The 18,009-nt window shown below is 54.6% G+C and carries 22 protein-coding genes; 13 read left to right on the top strand and 9 right to left on the bottom strand.

The features are described 5' to 3' along the window. Positions 1–127: 127 nt before the first annotated feature. The gene (locus tag QN399_RS19045) at positions 128–1,366 is read right to left on the bottom strand and encodes an ATP-binding protein (protein WP_322178478.1); all 1,239 of its coding nucleotides are present in this window, start codon (positions 1,364–1,366) and stop codon (positions 128–130) included. Positions 1,367–1,464: 98 nt separating this feature from the next. After that, a complete protein-coding gene (locus QN399_RS19040; protein WP_322216354.1) occupies positions 1,465–2,127 on the bottom strand; it encodes a response regulator in 663 nt (220 codons plus the stop codon). A gap of 763 nt (positions 2,128–2,890) precedes the next feature. Between QN399_RS19040 and QN399_RS19035 the strand changes: the two genes are divergently transcribed. Beyond that, the gene (locus QN399_RS19035; RefSeq protein WP_322178476.1) at positions 2,891–3,085 is read left to right on the top strand and encodes a hypothetical protein; all 195 of its coding nucleotides are present in this window, start codon (positions 2,891–2,893) and stop codon (positions 3,083–3,085) included. 40 nt (positions 3,086–3,125) lie between these two features. Here the strand turns inward: QN399_RS19035 and QN399_RS19030 are convergent, their stop codons facing one another. Next, positions 3,126–3,890: a CHAD domain-containing protein gene (locus QN399_RS19030; RefSeq protein WP_322178475.1), complete on the bottom strand. Its 765-nt coding sequence runs from the start codon at positions 3,888–3,890 to the stop codon at positions 3,126–3,128. A gap of 284 nt (positions 3,891–4,174) precedes the next feature. On the opposite strand from QN399_RS19030, the gene QN399_RS19025 reads away from it, so the two are divergent. The 4 genes from QN399_RS19025 (at position 4,175) to QN399_RS19010 (ending at position 10,423) form a co-directional block, all read left to right on the top strand. Beyond that, on the top strand, positions 4,175–4,771 hold the full coding sequence (locus QN399_RS19025) for an undecaprenyl-diphosphatase (protein ID WP_330201423.1): 597 nt from the start codon (positions 4,175–4,177) through the stop codon (positions 4,769–4,771). A 67-nt stretch (positions 4,772–4,838) separates the two neighbouring features. Further along, positions 4,839–6,209 (top strand): TolC family protein, encoded by a 1,371-nt coding sequence (locus QN399_RS19020; protein ID WP_322178472.1) that lies wholly within the window; start codon positions 4,839–4,841, stop codon positions 6,207–6,209. Further along, a complete protein-coding gene (locus QN399_RS19015; protein WP_330201422.1) occupies positions 6,206–7,273 on the top strand; it encodes an efflux RND transporter periplasmic adaptor subunit in 1,068 nt (355 codons plus the stop codon). Before QN399_RS19020 ends, QN399_RS19015 begins: the two co-directional genes overlap by 4 nt. A 21-nt stretch (positions 7,274–7,294) precedes the next feature. Beyond that, positions 7,295–10,423, top strand: a complete 3,129-nt coding sequence (locus tag QN399_RS19010; protein ID WP_322178470.1) for an efflux RND transporter permease subunit — start codon at positions 7,295–7,297, stop codon at positions 10,421–10,423. A gap of 23 nt (positions 10,424–10,446) precedes the next feature. On the opposite strand, the gene QN399_RS19005 is transcribed toward QN399_RS19010, so the two are convergent. The 6 genes from QN399_RS19005 to QN399_RS18980 all read right to left on the bottom strand — a co-directional run bounded on the left by QN399_RS19005 (position 10,447) and on the right by QN399_RS18980 (position 13,246). Continuing rightward, positions 10,447–11,064, bottom strand: a complete 618-nt coding sequence (locus QN399_RS19005) for a class I SAM-dependent methyltransferase (protein WP_330201421.1) — start codon at positions 11,062–11,064, stop codon at positions 10,447–10,449. Positions 11,065–11,113: 49 nt separating this feature from the next. Then, positions 11,114–11,572: an OsmC family protein gene (locus tag QN399_RS19000; RefSeq protein ID WP_322178468.1), complete on the bottom strand. Its 459-nt coding sequence runs from the start codon at positions 11,570–11,572 to the stop codon at positions 11,114–11,116. A 292-nt stretch (positions 11,573–11,864) separates the two neighbouring features. Next, positions 11,865–12,053, bottom strand: a complete 189-nt coding sequence (locus QN399_RS18995; protein WP_322178467.1) for a DUF2892 domain-containing protein — start codon at positions 12,051–12,053, stop codon at positions 11,865–11,867. Positions 12,054–12,063: 10 nt separating this feature from the next. Beyond that, positions 12,064–12,486, bottom strand: coding sequence for a DUF6691 family protein (locus tag QN399_RS18990; protein ID WP_322178466.1), 423 nt, complete (start codon positions 12,484–12,486; stop codon positions 12,064–12,066). 2 nt (positions 12,487–12,488) lie between these two features. Next, positions 12,489–12,923, bottom strand: a complete 435-nt coding sequence (locus QN399_RS18985) for a YeeE/YedE family protein (RefSeq protein ID WP_322178465.1) — start codon at positions 12,921–12,923, stop codon at positions 12,489–12,491. Further along, the gene (locus tag QN399_RS18980) at positions 12,920–13,246 is read right to left on the bottom strand and encodes a metalloregulator ArsR/SmtB family transcription factor (RefSeq protein WP_322178464.1); all 327 of its coding nucleotides are present in this window, start codon (positions 13,244–13,246) and stop codon (positions 12,920–12,922) included. The genes QN399_RS18985 and QN399_RS18980 overlap by 4 nt, the downstream gene beginning before the upstream one ends. Positions 13,247–13,797: 551 nt before the next feature. Between QN399_RS18980 and QN399_RS18975 the strand changes: the two genes are divergently transcribed. From QN399_RS18975 to pstS, 8 genes are all read left to right on the top strand, one after another. Then, positions 13,798–14,193: a hypothetical protein gene (locus tag QN399_RS18975; protein ID WP_322178463.1), complete on the top strand. Its 396-nt coding sequence runs from the start codon at positions 13,798–13,800 to the stop codon at positions 14,191–14,193. 100 nt (positions 14,194–14,293) lie between these two features. Then, a complete protein-coding gene (locus tag QN399_RS18970; RefSeq protein ID WP_322178462.1) occupies positions 14,294–14,680 on the top strand; it encodes a hypothetical protein in 387 nt (128 codons plus the stop codon). 31 nt (positions 14,681–14,711) lie between these two features. Continuing rightward, positions 14,712–14,951 carry a hypothetical protein gene (locus QN399_RS18965; protein WP_322178461.1) on the top strand — a complete coding sequence of 80 codons (240 nt, stop codon included), beginning with the start codon at positions 14,712–14,714 and terminating at the stop codon, positions 14,949–14,951. 2 nt (positions 14,952–14,953) lie between these two features. After that, positions 14,954–15,184 carry an SHOCT domain-containing protein gene (locus QN399_RS18960; protein ID WP_322178460.1) on the top strand — a complete coding sequence of 77 codons (231 nt, stop codon included), beginning with the start codon at positions 14,954–14,956 and terminating at the stop codon, positions 15,182–15,184. Between the two features lie 15 nt (positions 15,185–15,199). After that, positions 15,200–15,811, top strand: coding sequence for a methyltransferase domain-containing protein (locus tag QN399_RS18955; RefSeq protein ID WP_322178459.1), 612 nt, complete (start codon positions 15,200–15,202; stop codon positions 15,809–15,811). Between the two features lie 45 nt (positions 15,812–15,856). Further along, a complete protein-coding gene (locus tag QN399_RS18950; RefSeq protein ID WP_322178458.1) occupies positions 15,857–16,345 on the top strand; it encodes a hypothetical protein in 489 nt (162 codons plus the stop codon). Between the two features lie 3 nt (positions 16,346–16,348). Next, positions 16,349–16,561 carry a GDCCVxC domain-containing (seleno)protein gene (locus QN399_RS18945; RefSeq protein ID WP_322178457.1) on the top strand — a complete coding sequence of 71 codons (213 nt, stop codon included), beginning with the start codon at positions 16,349–16,351 and terminating at the stop codon, positions 16,559–16,561. Between the two features lie 412 nt (positions 16,562–16,973). Then, complete coding sequence (gene pstS, locus QN399_RS18940) at positions 16,974–17,990, top strand: phosphate ABC transporter substrate-binding protein PstS (RefSeq protein ID WP_330201420.1); 1,017 nt, start codon at positions 16,974–16,976, stop codon at positions 17,988–17,990. Positions 17,991–18,009: the final 19 nt, after the last annotated feature.

Raw genomic sequence — 18,009 nt, 5'->3', positions numbered from 1 at the left:
AAAACGTGAGGGCATCTTATCTCCGATTTCAATGCGCAAAAAACCTCCTGACGGCCTCTTGGAAAAATCAGCTATATGTATTTGCGGAACACTTATTGTTTTCGCACCGAGCCTTTTAGAGAGCTTTCTACCCTGCGTATTTTTCCGTTTGAAACGGAAAAATAACCTGAACCCGCAGCCCCAAGCCATTTGGTGCAGCATCGAGTACGACCTGAGCTCCGTGTTGCTCCGCAATCGTTTTAACAATTGCAAGCCCCAGCCCGCTGCCAGAGCCCGTTTGATTGTTGCCTCGGTAGAATCGCTCAAGCACTCGCTCACGCTCCGCTGCACTTATTCCTGGGCCATTGTCGCAGACCTCAAGCACGACCCCTTGGTCGGTATCGCGTACTGCCACGTCAATCTTTGCCTGGGCACCTGCGTAGCGAATGGCGTTGTCGACCAGGTTATTGAGCAGGATTCGCAGCGTTTCGGGATCCCCAAAAATGCTAGATGCGGCATGCTCGGTCAGCCCGAGATCAATACCAGAGGCTTCAGCCCTACGAACCTGATCAGTGATCACCGATTTGCAGAGAGCGGATAACTCAACGCTTTGCATGACTGGCGACTGCGCGTCAGGCTCCAGGCGAGCCAAGGTCAACAACTGTTGTGTCAGGTGAGTAAGGCGCATGACACCCGACTGCACCTCAGAAAGTGATACCTGCCTGTCTACTTCCTGAGTGGCACGTTGCGCCAATTCAACCTGGATGCAGAGCGCTGCTACCGGGGTGCGTAACTCATGCGCGGCATCAGCGATGAAGTGCTTTTGCATGGCGAAGGCATTTGCCAGGCGTTCCAGCAGATCGTTGAGAGCATCGACCAAGGGCTTCACTTCGCCAGGCAACCCTTTCGAAGCGATAGGCTGCAAGCTATTCACGTTACGCTCAGACAGTTCTGTCGCCACTGCCCGCAATGGCTTTAGCCCATAGGTGATACCAAACCACAAAAACAGGGCTAGCAAGGGGATCAGTGACACCACTGGCCATAGTAGGTGCACGGCTAAACCGGCGAGCTCTTCCCAGCGTTTATTTTCTGCTTGAGCCACCCGGATAAACTTGTCGCCGCGCTGGCTCATAAACGTGTGCCAGATTTGATCTCCGACCCGAACATCACTGAGGCCTGTTTGCTGCGGCGGCGGCAGCGTGAGTGCGGGGTCAGTCGTAAAACTCAAGGCTCCTGCGCTCCAAACCTGAAGCAGTACTTCGTCCGCATTATCATCACTGAGTGGACTGGGTTTCCTGCCAGTATCCGTCAGTACCACATGCTCACCAGGATCCACATTGATGTGTTCTGCGAGGTAACGCATTTGGTCGTTGAGCAGATCATCCAATTCAAGGACAGCCCCCCAATAGGTGCCGATACTTGCCAGCAGCCCAGCCAGAAAAGTGGCTGGCAGCAGCCATAACAGCAGACGTCGACGGAGCGAACTCATGCGTCCTCTCCAATGTGATATCCGACACCTCGGACAGTACGGATTACCTCGGCCCCAAGCTTTTTACGAAGATTATGGATATGAACCTCCACTGCATTGCTACCGACCTCGTCTCCCCAACCGTACAGGCGATCCTCTAGCTGCTCGCGGGATATCACCGTATCCGGCTCCTTCATCAGCTCGTGCAGCAACGCATATTCTTTGGCCGACAGGCTGACAGGCTCGTTGCGTAACCACAGCAGGTGTCGTACAGGATCAAGTCGCAGGGGGCCGCCTCGAAGCTCGGTCTGCACACGGCCTGATTGACGGCGGCTGACGGCACGGATGCGTGCAACCAGTTCCTCGATGGCGAACGGTTTAACCAGGTAATCGTCAGCGCCGTGATCAAGGCCAGCAACTCGATCTGGTAGCGAATCGCGGGCGGTGATTATGATTACCGGCAAGCGCTCATCGTGTTTACGCAGTACCTTGAGAACATCCATTCCATCTTGGCGCGGAAGTCCCAAGTCGAGTAGCAGTAACGCATACGGGGTAGTTTCCAATGCGAGGACAGCGGCCTTGCCGTCCGTGACCCAATCCACTATGTACCCTTCCTGGCGCAAGCCTTTTTGCAAGCCGCTGCCGATCATCGGGTCATCTTCTGCAAGTAATATTCGCATCGCCTGATCTCTCCCCTCACATAAGCCAGCGCTTCGCTGGAGTGCCATGCGGTGTGTCGCCCCCTTGACTATGCGCATATGGCGTACAAGACACAGATAATTCTGAATTCGCTCGGCCTCTCAGCACTCAGCCCAAGCACACCCTGACCCCTTGAATCAAACACCTCAGAACAAGGTTTCTCAGGATTGCAAGGACAACAAGACTACCAACGTCACCCTTAAGGTGGACTTAAGGTGGACTTAAGGTGGACTTAAGGAGGCGGCCACTATGGTGCGTAGGCGATCTGGGACGACTCATATGGCTGGGGCGAGTAACGGAAAGAGTCCTGACTGTGATTTTGCATCATATGCCAGGAACCACTCAGCAGCAGGATGATGATTAGCAACCAGGAAAACTGCTTTGGCCTGACGCTTTCACGGGGAACACATGTGTATGGCATCGCCAGCAAACACAAGCTGGCTAACAAAGCAGAATTACCGACAACGGATAATCTCTGTACTGATCATCAGTAAAGCTCTTGGGAGTTCAGGGCGTGCTAAAACTCATCATGAAAGTCTCTTCAAGCGCTAGAAAGCCATTCATGAAGTTCCGGGATCCGTACGAAAAGGTCGCGCAGGTTGAGGTGTTACCATGCAAGCCGCATGGCATTAGCGATGCAATAAGCCGGAAAGCCTCTAAATAGAGCTGTCAAGAGGTTTTTTAAACAACATACGAAAAGGCTATCATTAACACCTCGTGTCATTTTCGCTGAGGACTTTACGGATGAAAGTTGAGATAGAACAGGTACAGGGAAAAGCCGGCTGGGAGGTAAGGTTGGGCACCTGTGCTGTGGGTTTTCGCAGTCAGGAGGAAGCCGTAGCCTTTGTCGAGCGACCGCAAGCGCGACTCGATGCGCCCCATTACCTGCCGGTAAGCTGTGATGAATTGCTAGCATCACTGCCGGTGAGCACTTCATAAGCGACATTGCATTACGTCGGTAAAGGCATTTTTTCAATCACTATTTCTTCGCAAGCAGACGTAAAAGCTGTTCCAAGTGATCCTCTGCTTTCAAAAGCGCGGCGTCGGCTGATGCCTGCCAGGCATCGGCAAGAGGTTGTAGATCCTTTTCCTGTTTGGCTTTGAGGCACCACTGGAAATGGTCGTGCCAGGAGCCAAGGGCCGACTGCACGGTTTTGAGCGAAGCTGCGGCCTCCGAGGACAAAGGAGAACTCTGAGGAAAGGTATCGACCAGATAGCGCGTACGCTTGACCAGGATCCTTAACTGGTGGCGATCAAACTGCGCATCCGCCAACGCGACTTTCAGACATTCGACCTGTCTATCCAAATGTTGACGGATCCTTTTCTGAACTCCGCTTAATTCGTCCGCCCGCTCGGCGTTACGGAAGGCTGATGGCCACTCATCCAGTTGTGAAAAGAGCTGTTTGATCTCCCGGCTTCTGACGATGTGATTGTAGCTGGCCTGCAAAATCGCCTTTCGGATATTCGCCTGTTTTATAGCCCCTTGTACCTCGAGTTCTTCGATCAGCACCTCAAGATCCCGCGCAGGAGTCGTCAGCCTCCCCACCTCGGCAGCAGCATCATTTAGTGGCGCAATGCCCTCTATCTTGCGTAATGGCCTCAACAGGCTTCTGATACGCCGCAGATTGATTCGCAGATCATGCAAGGCTTCACTGTCCGTTCTGGCTTCCATTCGAGCATGTGCATGGAACAGCCCTACTTCCAAGGACAGGATTTGGGCGACGAACAAGTCTACGAATGACATCCGATTCGATTCCAGGCTAAAGACAGTTCAGTCAGATTAGCAGAAGGATTTCAGGCTTCGAGGCTACGTTTTTTTCAGCGAAATACGCTGGAGCGAGGCTCAGGAATGGCCATTCAGAAGTTGAAGTGTTGCGGACTCCGGACTGAGTTCGCTCGGGTATTTTTTGATTGATGCGACTCTTAGATTCAGCCTTAAGGTGGATTTAAGGAAACAACCACTATGGTGCGTATCAATCGCACCGCGATCACAACGTGGTGCTTCCTAGCCTCCTGAACGGGTCTCCCATGGAAGAGTTCAATCGCACCCTGTTTTTGGCTATCAACGCCAGCGTGCACTCCTCGGCGGAAATGCAGCTATTTGCGACTTTTCTGGCGCAGTGGCTCATCACCGGCGTACCACTGTTGCTGATCGGATTGTGGCTGCGGGGGACACGCCAGCATCGAGCCGCTGCGGTAACCGCCACGCTCAGCATCGTGTTCGCGCTTGGGTGCAATCTGCTGATCAGTAGCCTTTGGTTCCATCCACGACCCTTCATGCTGGGGCTAGGACAAAACCTCCTGGCACACACCCCGGAGTCCTCTTTCCCCAGCGATCACGCCACTGTGATGTTCACGTTGGCCATGGCTCTGATGCTGGCATCGCTACGCGAACTTGGCGTGTTGATGCTGCTGCTGGGTATGTCGGTTGGCTGGGCGCGTATCTATTTAGGCGTGCATTTCCCATTCGATATTGCCGGGTCGCTGCTGATCTCGTTGATAAGCGCGTGGTTGGTACCACAGGTGCTGAGCTGGAGGCATCTCGACGAGCGTTTTCTCGACGCTCTTGAGTGTCTATATCAACGAGTTTTTCCAGAAACCGCTCGACGTAACGCTCAGCTGTAGGAGGAGATGCGTGCTTTATTCACGAAGTTCATCGTGCTCTACCATTTTGTCCTCAAAGAAAATTCTAATGCGCAAACCCTACCTTTTCATCGTGATGACGCTGCTTACCGGCTGTGCGAGTTATCAACCACAACCCCTGGCACCTCAGAAAATGATGGCTGCTTATGAAGAGCGCTCTCTGACTAACCCAGAGCTTCAGCGCTTCATAACAGCGAGCCTCCCCAAAACCACTAGCGCCTGGGGGCTGAGCAAATTAACTCTAGCGGCCTATTACTACAGTCCTGATCTGGACGCGGTACGCGCCAAATTTACTAGCGGTGAAGCGGCGACAGAAACGGCGAATCAACGACCCAATCCGTCCTTGTCGTTGCCACTGCAATACGCCGATCAGCCGATAAAACCGTGGACGTACGGACTGGCCCTCGACATCCCAATTGAGACTGCCGGTAAACGTGGGTTTCGAGTGGCACAAGCGCAACAACTCTCAGACGCTGCCCGTCTCAATATCGGTCAAACCGCTTGGCAGATAAGGAGTCGTCTCCGCAGCGCGTTGCTCGACCTTTACGCCGCCAGCCAGCACCACGCGATTATCGAGCGCCAGGTCGAAACCCAGCAGAACATAGTCACCATGCTGGAGACACAGCTTTCGTTGGGGTCGACCTCTACGTTCGAGTTGAGCCAGGAGCAGTTCATTCTGGAGCGTGATCGTAGTGACTTGGCTAATAGCGAAAAGCTGATGCTGGACGCCAAAGCACTGATCGCTCAAACCATTGGTATTCCTCTCAGGGCTCTTGAATCCATCAAGCTAGACCTGAGTGAATTCGAGAGCCTGACCCCGCAGATCCCTGATAGCGCTGCCCGTCGTCAAACCGTTCTGAACCGCACTGACATCCTGGGTGCCCTCGCCGAGTACGAAGCGACCCAAGCCGCTCTCCAATTGGAAGTTGCACGGCAATATCCGAACCTGTCACTCGGGCTTGGATACTCATTCGACCAAGGGGTGAACAAGTACAGCGTTACACCGGCAGGCATCACCCTCCCCCTGTTCAACCGCAATGAAGGGCCTATCGCGGAGGCCGAAGCGCATCGTAAGGAAGCCGCCGTTCACGTCGAAGCACTTCAAGACCAAGCGATCAATCAGACCGACAGCGCTCTACAACACTATCGCATGGCCACGCAGAACCTGGCGCTCATCGAAACTCAGGATGCGACTCGAACAGCCGCCTTTCAATCCGACCAACGTTCTTTTGACTTGGGCGCGATAGACCGACTGGCGCTATCACGCTCACGCCGTGCTGTGAATGTCGATGCACTGACCCACGTGGATGCAGTGGTTCAAGTCCAGCAAGCCATCACCCAACTTGAAAATGCCATCCAGCAACCGCTCGATGGAATCCCATTGCACGCCCAGTCAACCGAGGCGGTCATTCGAAAATGAACACACCCTTTCGTAGCAAAATCCCACTGATCACCTTGGCGGTGGTAGCCGTCGTCGGATTAGGCCCTTTAGGCTTTTTTTCTTATCAAGCCATGCAGGCTGTGCTTACAACTCCGGTCGCCCCCCGTCCAACACGGGTCACCACCGAAGGAGGTTTGACCATCGTCACGCTGGATGAAACGACCCAGACAATCAGTGGAATTCAGAGTGAATCGATCACTGCGTCCAGGCATCAAGTGGAACATCTTGCTTACGGCAGTGTGCTCGATGTGCAAGGGCTGAATGATCTGAGCACTCGTTACGCGATGGCTCAAGCAGACTCTTCAGCGGCACAGTCTGCCGCTTCGGCTTCTAGCCAGGAATATGAGCGCAACGCCGCGCTGTTCAAGGCCAACCAGAGCGTGGCCTTGAAGGTGCTGCAAGCCTCGCAAGTCACATGGAGTACCGACAAGACCAAGCTGCAAGCCGCGAGTGCCAACCAGCAGTCGGTACGCAATAGCGCGCTCCAACAGTTTGGTGCGCCCTTGGCCGGCATGATCGGAGCGCAAGATGCCCCTCTATTGCGTAGGCTGTTGAACCGCGAAGACATGCTGTTGCGCGTTGCCCTCCCCCTCGGCGTTGATTTGGCCGCGCCTGAACAGATCACGATTGAGTCCAGCGAACATCATCGGGAAACGGCGCACCTGATTTCGGTCTCACCTCAAGTCGATGCTTCGACAGAAGGCCGTGCCTACCTTTACCGAGCGGCGGCTACCCTTCCTGTCGGTAGCAAAGTAGTTGCCTATTTGCCATTACCCACACCCACCAGCACCAGTCTCGTCATACCTGAGGCGGCCATCCTATGGTTTGGCGGGCAGCCGTGGGCGTATGTGCAAATTGCCAAAGACCGGTTTACCCGCCGTCCTGTCGCAGACCAAACCCCCTACAACAATGGGTACCTGGTCAACACAGGGTTTGAGTCCGGTGATCGTGTCGTGGTACGTGGTGCGCAACTGCTGTTGTCCGAAGAGCAGCGTCCGCCCATCACCGCATCGGCTTGCAAAGACCCCGAATGTGACGACTAACCAGACGGCAGCGAATACATCATGTTGAATTCAATTATCCGCTTCGCTGTGCGCTTCCGAGGGGTGGTTATCGCCCTCGCGTGTCTGCTGGCAGGTTATGGCATCTATACCCTGACTCAGGCCCGGCAAGATGTTTTCCCCGAGTTCGCTCCACCGCTGGCGGTGATTCAGACCGAAGCTCCAGGGTTATCGTCCGAGCAGGTTGAAATGCTTGTTACCCAGCCGGTCGAAAATGCCATGGGTGGCACCCTGGGACTTGCGAGCATGCGATCCAAATCGTTGCCGGGGCTGTCAATGGTGACGCTGACCTTCAAGGATGGGGCTGACCTATACCGAGCCAGACAACTGGCTGCGGAGCGACTCAGTACGCTCACCGGTATTCTCCCGCACGGGGTCAAAACACCTGCGCTATTGCCATTAACGTCATCGACCAGCGTCACTCTGGTCGCAGGTATTACCTCTGACACCCGCTCGCTGATGGAGATGCGCACACTGGCGGAGTGGACGATCAAACCGCAATTATTACGCGTGCCAGGCGTGGCAGACGTAATCGTATTCGGCGGTGATCTAAAGCAGTTTCAGATTCAGGCAGATCCCAAAAAGCTGGTGCAATACGGTTTCGCTCTGCAAGACGTATTGAGCGCTGCCCAGCGTGCAACGGGGGTTAGAGGCGCAGGTTTTCTGGAGACCGCTAACCAGCGCATCGTCTTGAATACCGAGGGGCAAACCGCTACACCGGAGCAGTTGGCGCAAACAGTGCTCAACTACCAGAGTGGTATCGCCGTACGCTTGGGCGATGTCGCCACGGTGACCTATGGGCCAGCTCCCGCAGTCGGTGCGGCGGCAATCGAGGGTAAGCCAGCGGTGTCGCTGATGGTGGAAAGCCAATACGGCGCCGACATGATGAGCGTTTCCAGTAGTGTGGAAAGCGCCCTGAACAGCTTGAAACCAGCGCTCGAAGCGGAACAAGTGAGTCTGCATCCGGACATCTTCCGCCCCGCCAAATTTATTGAAACCGCGATGGGTCACCTGCAAACGGCACTGCTGCTGGGCAGTGTGCTGGTTGTCCTGGTGCTGTTTCTGTTCTTGCTCAATATCCGCACTGCGATCATCTCGGCTACGGCGATTCCGCTTTCCCTGTTAACGGCGGTGATCGTGCTCCATCACTTCGGCGTAAGTCTCAACACCATGACCTTGGGCGGCTTGGCCATTGCCCTGGGAGAGGTCGTGGACGATGCCGTGGTCGACGTGGAGAACATCTTCCGTCGGCTGCGCCAAAATCAAGCGCTGGAGCATCCCATCTCACCGGCCTTGGTGGTATTGCGCGCCTCGTTCGAAGTCCGTAGTGCAGTGGTGTATGCCACCTTGGTTGTTGCACTGATTTTCCTGCCTGTTCTGGCACTGTCAGGGATTGCCGGGGAACTGTTCGCGCCCTTGGGGCTCGCCTATATCCTGGCGATTTTGGCGTCCCTTGTGGTGGCCCTGACGGTCACGCCAGCGCTGGCGTTTATGTTGTTGACAACCAAGCCACTTCAATCGGAAGAGCCCAAGCTGGTGCAGCGACTGAAGGCTCGTTATCTGAAACTACTCGCCAGCATCGAGTCGCACTCTCGTTCAATCGTCTGGATGATCGTCATTCTCTGCACCGTGGCGGCCAGCGCGCTCCCGTTCTTTGGCGGTAACTTCATACCGGAATTGAAGGAGGGGCATTACCTCATCCATATGGCGTTGGCCCCAGGCTCCTCTTTGACCGAGTCCATGCGCGTGGGCGACCGTGTAGCGCAGGAGCTGAGTACAGTCTCCGGCGTGCGGCTGGTAGCGCAACGCGCAGGGCGAGCCAGTGAAGTAGTCGACCCGACTGGCGTCCATGTCAGTGAGTTCGAAGTGGATTTAAATAGCTTGTCCGCCGCAGAGGAAACCCAGGCCGTAGCGCGTATTCAACACGTGCTGGCCAGCTTCCCGGGGCTAACGACGTCGGTGAACACGTTCGTGACTGAGCGGGTGGACGAAAGCATCTCCGGCGTCACCGCGCCGGTCGTTATCAATGTCTTTGGCCCTGACCTGGATGTGCTGGACAGCAAAGCCCAGGAAATTGCACAGGTGATCGGTCGAATCCCCGGCACCATCGGCTTGAGAGTCGAGTCCGCCCAGCATGTGCCGCAATTAACCATCAGGCTGCGGCCTGAGCAATTGACACACTGGGGGTTCGAGCCGGTTGATGTGATGGAGGCGATCCAGGTGGCCTACGACGGAGTGACCGCCAACCAGATCTATCAGGGCAACCAGACGTATGACGTCACCGTCTCGTTGAGTCCCGCAACCCACCACAGCATCGCGGCTGTCGGTTCACTGCTGCTACGCAACAAAACCGGAACCACGGTGCCGCTCAATCAACTGGCCGTGATCACTCAAACCACCAGCCGTTACCAAATCATGCACAGCGGTGGTCAACGCCTGCAAACAGTCTCGACCGCAGTACATGGCCGTGCGGTGAGTGACTTCGTTCAGGAGGCTCAACGGCGAATTAACAAGGAGGTCACTTTACCCAAGGGAACCTACGTCTTGTTTGCTGGAGAGGAACAAGCACGTGTGCAATCGCAACAGGACTTACTGGTTTACACAGCGGTTGCCATCATTGGGATCATGCTGCTTCTGTTCCTCGCCCTCAAAAGCATGCGTGCGTTGGTCTTAGTACTCGTGAACCTGCCCTTTGCCTTGGTAGGCGGTGTATTGACTGTGTTGGTATGCGGTGGAAACTTGTCATTGGGAACACTGGTCGGGTTTGTCACCCTGTTTGGTATCACGCTGCGCAACTCCATCATGCTCATCTCCCATTACTCACACCTGGTGAATGAAGAAGGCATGACATGGGGCCCGGAAACAGCTCGAAGGGGTGCCGCCGAGCGACTTGTACCGATTCTGATGACAGCCGTGGTGACCGCGTTGGGACTGCTACCTTTGGCGCTCGCCAGTGGCGCTGCCGGCAATGAAATTGAAGGGCCTATGGCTATCGTTATCTTGGGAGGATTAGTGACCTCAACAGCTCTCAACCTCTTGGTGTTACCAACTTTGGCGTTGCATTTTGGACGCTTTGAAAAGCGCGTCGAAGAGTTTCCAGCTCAGTTAACACCCGTTGAATCCGCCACCTAGTGCGAGCAAGGGCGATTCACGACTCAGATGACCTTGCGACAAAAACAGTAAACAAACTTCTGCTCATTGCCCCCTGGCGTATGGTGAGACTCTTTTTCATGTCCAAGCATGATAAACGGCTCACCGAATTCAGCATGAAGCTCATTGGCATCGTAACGCATGACAGACAAGCCACTGCACTTGCTTGGCCCATCCTCTGCAAAGGTTGCCACGATGACCAGACCGCCTGGTTTAACCGCCCTAAGCACAGCTTGGACATACGCATGCCGCTCTTCTGCAGTGGTTAAAAAATGAAATACGGCCCTGTCATGCCACACATCGTAGGCGTTCGAATCAAGCTTGGTTTCGATGATATTCGCTTCTAGCCACTGTACCTTCGAAGCTAGCGTGCCGAGCCTGGCTTTTGCCGTAGCAAGAGCTTTTCCGGAAAGGTCAAGAACCGTGACGTTTTCATAACCGTTAGCCAAGAGATCATCAACCAGTGTTGATGCGCCGCCGCCAACATCAATGATCGAAGCTGTAAGCGGTACACCCGCCTCTCGAATGAACTTGAGCGAGAGTGCGGCATGCTCTTGAAACCAACTCACCTCATCAGCGGCTTTGGTCGTGTAGACGTTTTCCCAGTGCTCCTTGGATTGCATAGTGATTCCTCTGAGCTGTCTTTGCGGAACAGGGAGGTGTAGTGCACGCCTACAAAGTCTGTGGCGATTCGCGATCTACGAGTTGACTGTATAGCTGAGTGCCATGGGTCAAATTATCAGCCAGTGGGCAGCGACGCTCTACTTCTTGCAAAAACGCCTGCTTTTCTTCAAGGCTTAGATCGGCATCAATCTCTACCAACACTCGCAAGGCCTGAAATCCTGGTCGAACAGAAAGATCCCGCCCGAGTAATCCGGCAGGGTCGTAATCAGCCTGAATTTCAAAGCGCATGCCGCGCAGTTCAATTTTGCGCTGATGGGCAAGAAAGCGGCCAATGGTGCCAAAGCATCCGGCAATCGCGGCGAGAATCAGTTCCAGCGGAGTAGGCCCGGTATCCTGTCCAGCCGCATGCTTGGGCTGATCCATGATGACGTGATGCTCACCGCAAGTCACCTCGACTGCAAAGCCTGAACCGAGGGTGCCATGGGCGCTAATAGTTTTCATAGTCATGTCCGCGATATTCCTTTGAAGGGTGAATAGAGCCTGAGAAGCCTTAGGGCAACTCGGTCGTTCGAACTATCGTGCCCCGAGTCATTCGAGGAAACTCAACCGGCTGAGTCGATCCATTAGCGACCTCTGCCGCTGGAAGGTTACAACTTGAAACAGGGCTAACGCCTACACTCACCTGACCCAGTCAAAGTCCACGCTTGGCATTTTCCCGCCGAAGCGTGTTTAACTAAATATGGGGCTCGCCAAGAACGTTAATAACCGCTCAGTCCCCAAGCGCCGTAACAGCCCTGAGCTAAGAACGCTTGCAGGTATTGACCCCAATAAGCGAATAGCCCGGACAGAAGCGAAAGATGCCGGTAGCCAATGGCACAACACCAAGCCAGCCCCACCAGCCAATGACCCCAGCCAGGCTCAGACCGATCAGAATTACGCCTGCGACAACGCGCAGAATGCGGTCGATGGTTCCAACATTTGCTTTCATGGCTATTTCCTTATCTATCCGTTCGACGGTTTTCGAGCACAGAGAACAGCAACATACCGGCCAGCATGGCCAGCACAAACACGATGATTTGCCAGTGTCCGGTGAGCAAAATCGCCACCGCCGGCCCAGGGCAGATGCCTGCGATGCCCCAGCCAACACCGAATAAAAGACTGCCTACAATGAGTCGAGAGTCCAGTTCACGTTTGACGGGTAGCTGCATGGGTGATCCAAGCAAGGATTGCTTCTGTTTGCGGGCCCAATTGAACGGCAGGATCGCCACTGCGATAGCGCCAGCCATGACAAGCCCCAGAGAGGGATCCCAAGCACCCGCCAAGTCAAGAAAGCCTAGCACTTTGGCGGGGTTCGCCATGCCACCCAGTAGCAGGCCAAGCCCGAAGATCAACCCGGCAAAAAAAGCAGTTAATTTGACCATGCTCAGACTCCCAACACATGACGAACGACATACACCGTGGCAAATCCCGTAGACATAAAACACAACGTTGCAGCGATGGAGCGCGGGGATAAGCGCGATATACCGCACACGCCATGGCCACTGGTACAACCGGAGCCATAGCGGGTGCCGACACCTACTAGAAGACCGGCCAGCACCAAACCAACCCAGCCCGTCTGGAACTGGATCGTCGGGAAGGCAGCAAACAGCGTCCAGAGCAAGGGCGCCAACAACAGGCCAAGTAGAAACAACGCTTTCTCTCCCCAGCCATCACTACCCCATTGGAGTACGCTGCCGAGCAATCCACTGATTCCAGTAATACGGCCATTGGCGAGAACAAACACACTGGCCGCCAGCCCGATCAACGCACCCCCGGACAGGGCTGACCAGGGAGTGAAGTTAAGCCAGTCGATGCTCATGTCGCGTCTCCCGCACAAAATAGTTGGTAAAGGGTATTGATCACGGCAAGTGCTGCCGGGCTGTTGATACGGTAGTAGATCTGCTTGCCATCGCGACGCGTCTCCACTAGACCTTCCCGACGCAATACTGCGAGTTGCTGAGACAGCGTCGGTTGCTGGATGCCAAGCAAAGCCTCCAAGTCGCTGACGTTGCGCTCTCCCTGCGATAACTGACAGAGCAGAAGCAGTCGATCTGGGTTGGCAAGAGCCTTGAGTAGCTGACCAGCAGCATCGGCATTCGCGCGCAGCTGCGGGATATTGAGAGCGTCTTTGGTGGTAGTCATGACACAGTATTCAGTTAAGATAACAACAATATATTATCTTATATATTATATGGCAAGCAGTTCCTGTACTCGGGATAGAAGCCAACGAGGCCAGGTAAGAAATCGACGAGCGGACGTCGCTCTGAGCCGGATAATCAGGTTTCAGTTGTCTATCCGCACAACAGTAAAACTGTTGTCGCGCTTGCCACCCTCAAGGGTGGCCATGGCGTGGCCAACGCCTACAAACGGTCTTGACCGCAGCACATGGCCGCGCGGTGAGTGACTCCGCCCAGGAGGCTCACTCAACAGCTGATTAACACGTCACTGTGACCACTTTGCACTCAATGCCCCCTTAATACACATGGACGATGAAAGAGTTGCGCCCAAAAAACTGATAGCAAGGAACGGCAAAGAAGGGTAAAAACTCGAAAGGTCGACGTTGACCTTACGATTTGGCCACACCACAAGAACCGACATCCGGTTGCATGCGTTGATGTGGATCAATCGCGGCGCTCCGAGGTGCTGATATTTTTAAAAGATTAGCACCCGTCAATCAGTGTTGGAGACGCTGCATGTTCTGGTTTCGCCACCACCAACCAGTGTTCATACGCCTCGCCATCGTGCTGTGGGTGTTAGCGTTTGGTATGGCCGCGACCCAGGGATGCCTGACACAGCCAAGCCACACTCCCGCGACAACCCATGTCTCGCTCAACACCGCGCAAGATGACGATAGCCACGACGCCCACACCCTTGGCTGTATCCAACACTGCGCCGATGCGGCGATTGCCGTGAGTCCCTCGCCGCATCTTCAACTGTCTGACCTGTCCATTTGGACGTTCCTGTTACTGATCCCTGCGCTGCTGATTTTTTACCCCGCCACCCCTTCTGCTTTTGCCTTTCTTGCATTGCGGCACCCTGCGCCCGCCAGACCGCCCGCTCGCCTGATTTTCGTCCGCTTCAACATTTAGACCGACCTTCTGCGCGCCGAATTCCGGCCGCACTTCTTGGCTGCGCCACTCTGGCGCGGCTTTGTATTACCTGTGTTGCCCTTACCCTTTGGAGATTGCCATGCATACGTCATTGAAACTGATCCTCGCTGCCCTTCTCGTCAGCAGCCCACTCATGGCCTCGGCCGCCGATGAACCACAGCCAGAGTCGTCGTCGACCACGGCAGCTCAAACAAGCGAAATGCCCATGCAGAACAAAGCCATGACTGCGCAAATGCAAAAAATGCAGGCTGCTCATGACAAAGCAGCGGCCGCCAAAACCCCTGCCGAGCGTCAAGCCGCCATGCAGGAAAACATGAAGACGATGAAAGACAGCCTGGGCATGATGCAGAAAAACTGTAATGGCATGGGCATGTCCGGCAACAAAGACGGCACGGGCATGATGAATATGATGATGAAAATGATGGATCAGCAGTCGAGCATGATGGCAATGCCCATGAACAAGTGATCCTGACGATAGCGTTGTAAATGCAACGGGCTTGGGACAAACCAACTTCTCGTTCCACTTGCGTGTGTTGCGTGAAGCTGGCTTCGTCCGTGCCGAGCGTCGCGGGACGTTCATCTATTACTGCCTCGCCTACACTGAACTGTTGCGCATCCTGCAGGACTTGAAACGGTGGCTGGACACACACCATGCGATGGTCACAAGCGAGGTCAAACAGCGTAGCCGCCCAGGTAGACACAATTCGGCGGCGGTAAAAACCAAGGAGGTAGCGTAATTATGTGGAACTATGAACCGTGGGGCATGTTTCCGTGGATGTGGATATTTCCACTGATCTTTCTCATCGTGATGCTGATCTTCCTCTTCCGGAGCGGCTGTTTGCCCATGTGCGGCGGCCATAAAACACACGAAAAAAGAGAAGAAAGCGCGCGAGAACTTCTCGACCGGCGTTATGCCCGTGGAGAGATCAACCGCGAGGAATATCAACAGATGAAAAAAGATCTCGAATAGCCAAGGAATTCTCAAATGATGCTTCAAGACCGATTGTTTCAAGCTACGGGGATGCCGGACAAAAACTGGTGGCATGCCTTATGGCCCGACCCCGATGGCATCGTCAAGGAATTGCGTATCGAATCCGGGATGACCGTTGTCGATTTGGGTTGCGGCGACGGCTATTTCACCGCAGCCATCGCCCGCCGGGTTGGCCCAGGCCGCGTCATCGGTCTCGACCTCGACCTCGACCTCGACCCGGCGATGCTGGAGCAAGCGGAAGCCGCTTGTGACGGGATGTCGAACTGTGACTGGCTACTCGGCGATGCGATGGAATTAAGCCGGCTGATAGCCAGCCCAGTAGACTTTGTCTTGATCGCAAATACTTTCCATGGCGTGCCAGACAAAACCGCACTGTCCAAGGAAGTCGCCGCCGCTCTCCAGCCCGCCGGTCGCTTCGCAATCGTCAATTGGTATCCCATCGCACGCGAAGACACGCCTGTGCTGGGCCAGCCGCGCGGGCCACGCACGGAACTTCGCATGTCCACAGAGGAGACCCGCGCGGTAGCTGAACCGGCTGGCTTCCAACTGGAAGGGCTGGTCAAGCTGCCGCCCTACCACTACGGGGCAATTTTCAAGAAAACCTGACGCCGTTCCCTTATTTCACGTAATCCAACGCAAAGGAGATTTGAGATGGAATCGAAAAACCAAGACACCAAAGAGAGCAGTGAATCCGAGTCGGGGCAAGACAACGGCTCTAACCCGATGATGGGCAAGATGAAAAAGATGATGTCATCAATGGGCCAGGGTGGCGAAGGCCCCATGGCTATGATGCAAAAGATGATGGGGCAGATGGGTAGCCATAAGGAAGGCGAAGCAGGTAACCCCATGCAGAATATGATGGGTATGTGCATGGGAATGTGCGCGGAGATGTTAACCGCCATGCATAAAACCACCTCAATGGCGGCCTTCACCACACCGGAACTCCATACCCTATTCGGCGAGTGGATGGAAAGTCTGGAGCGCGAGGCGCTCACGGCAATGGAAGGCAAGGGCCAGATGGATGTTTCGACCCTGGCCGCTTCGCTGAAGATCACTGAGGAAAGCGCGATTCATCTTATCGCGCATCTTGCCAGCACGGGCAAGGCGGCTCTGAGCATCCGTGCAACCGGGGACAAGTAAGCATTGAACATTATTGTCTTGGAGTCCGTGTTGACGTGCCCGCGCTGTGGATTTTCCCGGCAGGAAACCATGCCGACTGACGCCTGCCAGTTTTACTACGAGTGCCGCAACTGCAACACGCTGCTGCGTCCCAACCCCGGCGACTGCTGTGTGTTCTGTTCCTTCGGTTCTACGAAATGCCCTCCGATTCAGACGCAGCACGGGTGTTGCGGGTAGGGCCAGATTTTCTCCTGCCTCACCTACACGCGGGTTGTTTACGTCATGTGACTACCGAAGTCTTAGCGTACGATTTTTCCGAATCTACGTGCGCCCCACTACCATGCGTTCAAGCTTGCATTCCGCGACAAGCGGTAACCGATTGACCTGGAGGCCATTTTGGCTGGGATTGACTGGGAGTAGTTGCCAATTTTGACGAGATGGACAAATTCCGTCGGTTTGGGCTTAGAACCCCAGTGCCGCCTGCTTTTCAGCGCTCAGGCAAGCGAATGCGAATTGTTAAAATTTATTTCAAAATATTGCTAACAACACCCCAATCGTCATCAGACAGAAATATTTAAGGAGTTAAATCGTCACTTCTCTGACTAGGTGGGTCAATCCACTTAAACCCTTCCATTGAGGTGTTGTCGTGATGTTGCTGACTAAAAAAAGCCTGTCTGTCTTGCTGGCTGCCCTCTGCCTGAGTAGCGTTGCTCATGCGACCGATGTTACCGGTGCGGGCTCCAGTTTTGTCTATCCGGTACTGTCCAAGTGGTCGCAGGACTACAGCAAAAGCTCCAGCAACCGCATCAATTACCAGTCGATTGGCTCGGGTGGAGGTATCGCTCAGATCAAGGCGGCAACAGTAGATTTTGGTGCCTCCGACGCCCCATTGTCTGCTGATGACCTCAAGGCCAGCGGCCTAGGCCAATTTCCCAGTGTCATTGGCGGCATCGTGCCGGTGATGAACATTGATGGTATCGCCGCAGGCCAATTGAAGCTGGACGGTGAGACCCTGGCGAAAATCTTCCTTGGTGAGATTACTGTTTGGAACGACCCGGCCATCGTCGCACTGAATCCAGGTATGAAACTACCCGGCGGTAAAATCACCGTCGTTCACCGTTCTGACGGCTCTGGCACCTCTTATAACTTCACCAACTACCTGACCAAAGTGAGTGATGGTTGGAAATCTAAAGTCGGTTTCGGTACCACTGTGCCTTGGCCGGTCGGTGTGGGCGGCAAAGGCAACGAAGGTGTCTCCGCCTACGTAAAGCAAATCAAAAACTCAATCGGTTATGTTGAGTACGCCTATGCCCTTCAAAACAAGATGACTCACGCGCAGCTGAAGAACGCTGCAGGGAAGTTCATTCAACCCAATTCCAAAGCCTTCCAAGCGGCTGCCGATACTGCGGATTGGGCTAACGCTAAGGACTTCAGCCTGATCATGACCAACGCACCCGGCGATAGCGCATGGCCGATCACTGCGACCACTTGGATCATTATGTACAAACAGCCAAAAAATGCCGAGCAAAGCCAAGCAGCCTTCAACTTCTTCAAATGGTCATTGGAGAACGGTCAGCAACAGGCCTCGGCGCTGGACTACGTAGCCTTGCCTGATTCCCTGGTTAAGCGGATCGAAGGTTATTGGAAATCTGACTTCGCCCATTGATTCAGCAACACCTAAAACA

Source organism: Pseudomonas sp. 10C3 (assembly GCF_036346185.1).
Classification (GTDB): domain Bacteria; phylum Pseudomonadota; class Gammaproteobacteria; order Pseudomonadales; family Pseudomonadaceae; genus Aquipseudomonas.
Note: the sequence above shows the minus strand (reverse complement) of the source record. Positions and strands in the feature narration are given on the sequence as shown.

Excerpts from the sequence above, each read along its gene's own strand:
- QN399_RS19005 (WP_330201421.1), bottom strand. The coding sequence starts at position 11,064 with ATGCAATCCAAGGAGCACTGGGAAAACGTCTACACGACCAAAGCCGCT.
- QN399_RS18985 (WP_322178465.1), bottom strand. The coding sequence starts at position 12,923 with ATGAGCATCGACTGGCTTAACTTCACTCCCTGGTCAGCCCTGTCCGGG.
- QN399_RS19025 (WP_330201423.1), top strand. The coding sequence starts at position 4,175 with ATGGAAGAGTTCAATCGCACCCTGTTTTTGGCTATCAACGCCAGCGTG.
- QN399_RS19010 (WP_322178470.1), top strand. The coding sequence starts at position 7,295 with ATGTTGAATTCAATTATCCGCTTCGCTGTGCGCTTCCGAGGGGTGGTT.
- QN399_RS18975 (WP_322178463.1), top strand. The coding sequence starts at position 13,798 with ATGTTCTGGTTTCGCCACCACCAACCAGTGTTCATACGCCTCGCCATC.
- QN399_RS18980 (WP_322178464.1), bottom strand. The coding sequence starts at position 13,246 with ATGACTACCACCAAAGACGCTCTCAATATCCCGCAGCTGCGCGCGAAT.
- QN399_RS19000 (WP_322178468.1), bottom strand. The coding sequence starts at position 11,572 with ATGACTATGAAAACTATTAGCGCCCATGGCACCCTCGGTTCAGGCTTT.
- QN399_RS18960 (WP_322178460.1), top strand. The coding sequence starts at position 14,954 with ATGTGGAACTATGAACCGTGGGGCATGTTTCCGTGGATGTGGATATTT.
- QN399_RS19040 (WP_322216354.1), bottom strand. The coding sequence starts at position 2,127 with ATGCGAATATTACTTGCAGAAGATGACCCGATGATCGGCAGCGGCTTG.
- pstS (WP_330201420.1), top strand. The coding sequence starts at position 16,974 with ATGTTGCTGACTAAAAAAAGCCTGTCTGTCTTGCTGGCTGCCCTCTGC.
- QN399_RS18950 (WP_322178458.1), top strand. The coding sequence starts at position 15,857 with ATGGAATCGAAAAACCAAGACACCAAAGAGAGCAGTGAATCCGAGTCG.
- QN399_RS18990 (WP_322178466.1), bottom strand. The coding sequence starts at position 12,486 with ATGGTCAAATTAACTGCTTTTTTTGCCGGGTTGATCTTCGGGCTTGGC.
- QN399_RS18955 (WP_322178459.1), top strand. The coding sequence starts at position 15,200 with ATGATGCTTCAAGACCGATTGTTTCAAGCTACGGGGATGCCGGACAAA.
- QN399_RS19015 (WP_330201422.1), top strand. The coding sequence starts at position 6,206 with ATGAACACACCCTTTCGTAGCAAAATCCCACTGATCACCTTGGCGGTG.
- QN399_RS18995 (WP_322178467.1), bottom strand. The coding sequence starts at position 12,053 with ATGAAAGCAAATGTTGGAACCATCGACCGCATTCTGCGCGTTGTCGCA.
- QN399_RS18970 (WP_322178462.1), top strand. The coding sequence starts at position 14,294 with ATGCATACGTCATTGAAACTGATCCTCGCTGCCCTTCTCGTCAGCAGC.
- QN399_RS19030 (WP_322178475.1), bottom strand. The coding sequence starts at position 3,890 with ATGTCATTCGTAGACTTGTTCGTCGCCCAAATCCTGTCCTTGGAAGTA.
- QN399_RS19020 (WP_322178472.1), top strand. The coding sequence starts at position 4,839 with ATGCGCAAACCCTACCTTTTCATCGTGATGACGCTGCTTACCGGCTGT.
- QN399_RS19035 (WP_322178476.1), top strand. The coding sequence starts at position 2,891 with ATGAAAGTTGAGATAGAACAGGTACAGGGAAAAGCCGGCTGGGAGGTA.